The sequence below is a fragment of the Stenotrophomonas sp. P5_A8 genome, from assembly GCF_056400545.1.
Window position 1 is genome coordinate 1 of record NZ_JBFULB010000287.1, and the last position, 4,919, is coordinate 4,919.

General features: G+C 68.2%; 4 protein-coding genes. All 4 read left to right on the forward strand.

The features are described from left to right. Positions 1 to 970, forward strand: a 970-nt coding sequence (locus AC1DQP_RS16405) for an alpha-ketoacid dehydrogenase subunit beta (protein ID WP_478052021.1), incomplete at its 5' end; no start/stop codon positions are given. A 3-nt stretch (positions 971 to 973) separates the two neighbouring features. Further along, a complete protein-coding gene (gene asnB, locus AC1DQP_RS16410) occupies positions 974 to 2,917 on the forward strand; it encodes an asparagine synthase (glutamine-hydrolyzing) (protein WP_478052022.1) in 1,944 nt (647 codons plus the stop codon). Positions 2,918 to 3,228: 311 nt separating this feature from the next. Next, positions 3,229 to 3,789: an NADPH-dependent FMN reductase gene (locus tag AC1DQP_RS16415; RefSeq protein ID WP_457319834.1), complete on the forward strand. Its 561-nt coding sequence runs from the start codon at positions 3,229 to 3,231 to the stop codon at positions 3,787 to 3,789. Between the two features lie 205 nt (positions 3,790 to 3,994). Beyond that, positions 3,995 to 4,919 (forward strand): DnaB-like helicase C-terminal domain-containing protein (locus AC1DQP_RS16420; protein ID WP_478052023.1); only part of this gene is annotated, 925 nt, incomplete at its 3' end.

Genomic DNA, 4,919 nt, shown 5'->3' on the forward strand with positions numbered 1-4,919 from the left:
GTACCCGTCCACGCTGCTGTTCGGCGAGGACGTGGCGCAGAAGGGCGGGGTGTATACGGTCAGCAAGGGCCTGCTCAAGGCATTCGGTCCGCGCCGGGTGTTCAACACGCTGCTGGACGAAACCATGATCCTGGGCATGGCCCAGGGCCTGGCCAACCTGGGCATGCTGCCGATCCCGGAGATCCAGTACCTGGCCTACCTGCACAACGCGGCCGACCAACTGCGTGGCGAGGCCTGTTCGCTGCAGTTCTTCTCCAACGACCAGTACCGCAACCCGATGCTGGTGCGCATTGCCGGGCTGGGCTACCAGAAGGGCTTCGGGGGCCACTTCCACAACGACAATTCCATTGCCGCGCTGCGCGATATCCCCGGGTTGGTGGTCGGGTGCCCGTCGCGGGGCGACGACGCGGCGATGATGCTGCGCACGCTGGCTGCACTGGCCCGGGTCGATGGACGGGTGTCGGTGTTCCTGGAGCCGATCGCGCTGTACATGACCAAGGATCTGCACGACCCGGGCGACGGCCAGTGGCTGTTCGCCTACCCATCGCCGGAGCAGACGATGTTGCCGGGGGAGGGGCGGGTATATGCGCCGGAGGCCAGCGACCTGGTGGTCTTCACCTATGGCAACGGCGTACCGATGAGCCTGCGCGCGGCGCGCACCATCCAGGCCGAGCTGGGCTGGCAGGTGCGGGTGGTGGACCTGCGCTGGCTGGTGCCGCTCAATGCCGGTTTCATCGCCGAACAGGCGGCCGACGCCCAGCGTGTGCTGGTGGTCGATGAGGGCCGGCACAGCGCCGGGGTGGGCGAGGGCGTCATCACCGCGTTGGTCGAAGCAGGCCTGGGCCACCTGCCGTTGCAGCGGGTCAGCGGTGCCGATACCTATACGCCGCTGGCGGGGGCAGCAATGTGCGTGCTTCCAAGCGACAATGCGCTGGTAAGCGCCGCCCGGGTACTGGCGCAGGATCTCTGACGCATGTGTGGATTGGCAGGAATGCTGCTGCCGGCTCCGGTAGCGGAGCAGGCAGCACTGGAAGAGCTGGCGCGACGCATGGGCGACGCGCTGATCCATCGTGGCCCGGACGACAGCGGGGTGTGGGCCGATGCCGGGCGCGGCATCGCGCTGGCGCATCGGCGGCTGAGCATCCTGGACCTGTCGCCGCTGGGCCACCAGCCGATGGCGTCCGACGACGGGCGCTACGTGCTTGCCTACAACGGCGAGGTCTACAACTTCGCCACGCTGCGTGCCGAGCTGGAGGCCTTGGGGCACCACTTCCGCGGGCACTCCGACACCGAGGTGCTGCTGGCCGCGTTCGTGGCGTGGGGGCTGGATGAAACCCTGCAGCGTGCGAACGGCATGTTCGCCATCGCGCTCTGGGACCACGCCGAGCAGTGTCTTTGGCTGGCCCGCGACCGGGTCGGCAAGAAGCCGCTGTATTACGGCTGGGCCGGCGATGCGCTGGTGTTCGGATCGGAGTTGAAGGCGCTGTGGCAGCACCCGGCCTTCGACAACGACGTCGACCGCGACGCGCTGACCCTGCTGCTGCGGCTGGACTACATTCCCGCCCCGCACTGCATCCATGCGCGCTGCTTCAAGCTGATGCCGGGGCGGGTGCTGCGCCTGGACGCGGCCACCGTTGCCGCCGGTGCCGCCGCACACCGGCCGGACCAGCAGCAGGTGCCGTTCTGGAATGCGCGCGAGCGCATGCAGCAGGCGCTGGCGTTGCCGTTCATCGGCAGCGACGACGATGCCGAGGCGCAGCTGGACGGCCTGCTGCGTGACGCGGTGGGGCTGCGGATGGTGGCCGACGTGCCGGTCGGCGTATTCCTCTCCGGCGGCACCGATTCATCGGTGGTGGCCGCGCTGATGCAGTCGCAGTCGTCCACGCCGATCCACAGTTTCAGCATCGGGTTCCAGGATTCGGATCACGACGAGGCGCCGCTGGCCAAGGCGCTGGCGCAACACCTGGGCACCGATCACACCGAGCTGTATGTCAGCGGCGCCGACGCGCTGGCGGTGGTGCCACAGTTGCCCGCGATGTTCGACGAGCCCTTTGCCGATGCCTCGCAGGTGCCCACCGCGCTGGTGGCCAGGCTGGCGCGCGGGTCGGTCACCGTGGCGCTGTCGGGCGACGGCGGCGATGAGCTGTTCTTCGGCTACAGCCGCTACCAGCGTGCGCTGCGCAACTGGGCGATGCTCGGCAAAGTGCCGGCACCGCTGCGGCGCTGGATGGCGGCCCATTCGCAGACCCAGGGTGAGGCCTCGCGCACCGGCGGCCTGGCCGCGCTGCTGGCCGAGACTGGCGCGCGCGGCATCGGCGATGTGTACCGCAACCGCATCTCGCGCTGGCGCGACCCGGTCGCGGCGGTGAAGGGGGCCACCGGGGCCGGCAGCTTCTACGACCTGGCCGACCCGCTGCACGGCGCCGGCTCGCCGGCCGACGCGATGATGCTGGCCGACTTCAACACCTATCTCCCCGATGACCTGCTGTGCAAGGTCGACCGCACCAGCATGGCGGTCAGCCTGGAGGCGCGCGCGCCGTTGCTGGACTGGCGGGTGGCCGAGTTCGCCTGGTCGCTGCCGCTGTCGATGAAGCACCGAGACGGGGTCAGCAAATACCTGCTTAAGCGCGTGCTGGGCCGTTATGTGCCGCAGGACATGGTGCACCGCCCCAAGCGCGGCTTCGGGGCGCCGGTCAGCGCGTGGCTCAAGGGCGACCTGCGCGGCTGGGCCGACGAACTGCTCGATCCGGCGCGGCTGGCCGCGGAGGGTGTGTTCAACGTGGAGGCGGTGGCGCCGCTGTGGCAGCAGTTCAAGCAGGGCGAGCGCAAATGGCACACGCACCTGTGGAACGTGCTGATGTTCCAGGCCTGGCAGGCGCACTGGCGCGAGGTGCGCGCGGGCGTCGAGCGCGGTTGAGAGTGCGCAGCCACCCATGGGGTGGCGCTACCGTGCGGGGTGCTGGAGGGCAGGGCCACGCCATTCGTGGCTGACGTGCCGATGATCTGTGGTGCAAAGGCAGCCACCCATGGGGTGGCGCTACCTTGCGGGGTGCTGGAGGGTAGAGCCACGCCATGCGTGGCTGACGTGCCGATGATGTGTGGTGGAAAGGCAGCCACCCATGGGGTGGCTCCACCCTGCGCGGTGTGGGCGCCTGGCCGGGCCCCCTTCACCGTCGCCGAAGGTGCGCCCGCCTAGGCTCGGGGTTTCCCCCAAACGGAGACATCCCCATGGCCGAAGTGAAGATCGCGGTACTGGTCGGCAGCCTGCGCAAGGGCTCGCACAACAAGGCGCTGGCCCATGCGCTGGAGAAACTGGCGGCCGGCAAAGCGCGTTTTGAGTACGTGGAGATCGGCGACCTGCCGCTCTACAACCAGGATTTCGACAAGGACTACCCCGCCCAGGGCGTGCGCCTGAAAAAGCAGATCCGTGACGCCGACGCGCTGCTGTTCATCACCCCCGAGTACAACCGCTCGATCCCCGGCGTGCTCAAGAACGCCATCGACCTGGGCTCGCGTCCCTACGGCGACAGCGCGTTCGCCGGCAAGCCGGCGGCGGTGGCCGGGGCCTCGATCGGGGTGATCGGCACCGCGCTGGCCCAGCAGCACCTGCGCAATGTGCTGGCCTACCTCGACGTGCCGGTGCTCGGCCAGCCGGAGGTGTTCCTGCACTTCAAGGATGGCCTGATCGACGAGGCGGGCAACATCGGCAACGAGGCCACGAAGACGTTCCTGCAGGGCTTCGTGGACAAGTTCCTGGCCTGGATCGCCACCCACGGCGGTCAGCATTGAGCCGGGCGCTTCTGCGATAATGGTGGCACGGCGGGCGCCGCAACGGCGCCTGTCGCACGAAATGCGACGGCTGCGGCCGATGCTGCCGGCAACTGCCGGTATACCCAGCTCATCCACCGCTTATCCACAGGGTTGTGCATGGCTGTGGCGGTCGCTCCGTGCCTACCATGCCCCATGCTCCGCACTGCAGGAAGTACGCCTCGATATGTCCGCCCGCTCTGGCTTCCGTTCCGACCGCAAAGACCGCGGTGACCGTTTCGACCGCGATGAATCGCGGATCGACCAGCTGCGCGTGCCCCCGCATTCGATCGAGGCCGAGCAGGCGGTGCTGGGCGGACTGATGCTCGCCCCGGAAAGCTACGACCGCATCAACGATCAGCTGACCGAGACAGATTTCTACCGTCGCGACCACCAGATGATCTACCGTGCGATCCGCGAGCTGTCCGAGCGCGATCGTCCGTTCGATGCGGTGACCTTGGGCGAGTGGTTCGAATCGCAGGGGCGGATGGAGCTGGTCGGCGATGGCGCCTACCTGATCGAACTGGCCAGCACCACGCCGTCGGCGGCCAACATTGCCGCCTACGCCGAGATCGTGCGCGACAAGGCGGTGCTGCGCCAGCTGATCCAGGTCGGCACCGACATCGTCAACGACGGCTTCCAGCCCGAAGGCCGCGAAAGCAGCGAGCTGCTGTCGGCGGCGGAAAAGTCGGTGTTCGCGATCGCCGAACAGGGCGCCCGCGGCCGCACCGATTTCGTGGCGATGCCCGGCGCGTTGAAGGACGCCTTCGAAGAGCTGCGCAACCGCTTCGAGAACGGCGGCAACATCACCGGCCTGCCGACCGGCTACGCGGATTTCGACGCGATGACCTCCGGCCTGCAGCCGACCGACCTGATCATCCTGGCTGCGCGTCCGGCGATGGGCAAGACCACCTTTGCCCTGAACATCGCCGAGTACGCGGCGATCAAGTCCAAGAAGGGCGTGGCGGTGTTTTCGATGGAAATGTCCGCCTCGCAGCTGGCGATGCGTCTGATTTCCTCCAACGGCCGCATCAACGCCCAGCGGCTGCGTACCGGCCAGCTGGAAGATGAGGACTGGAGCCGGGTCACCGGCGCCATCCGCATGCTGAAGG

Excerpts from the sequence above, each read along its gene's own strand:
- asnB (WP_478052022.1), top strand. The coding sequence starts at position 974 with ATGTGTGGATTGGCAGGAATGCTGCTGCCGGCTCCGGTAGCGGAGCAG.
- AC1DQP_RS16415 (WP_457319834.1), top strand. The coding sequence starts at position 3,229 with ATGGCCGAAGTGAAGATCGCGGTACTGGTCGGCAGCCTGCGCAAGGGC.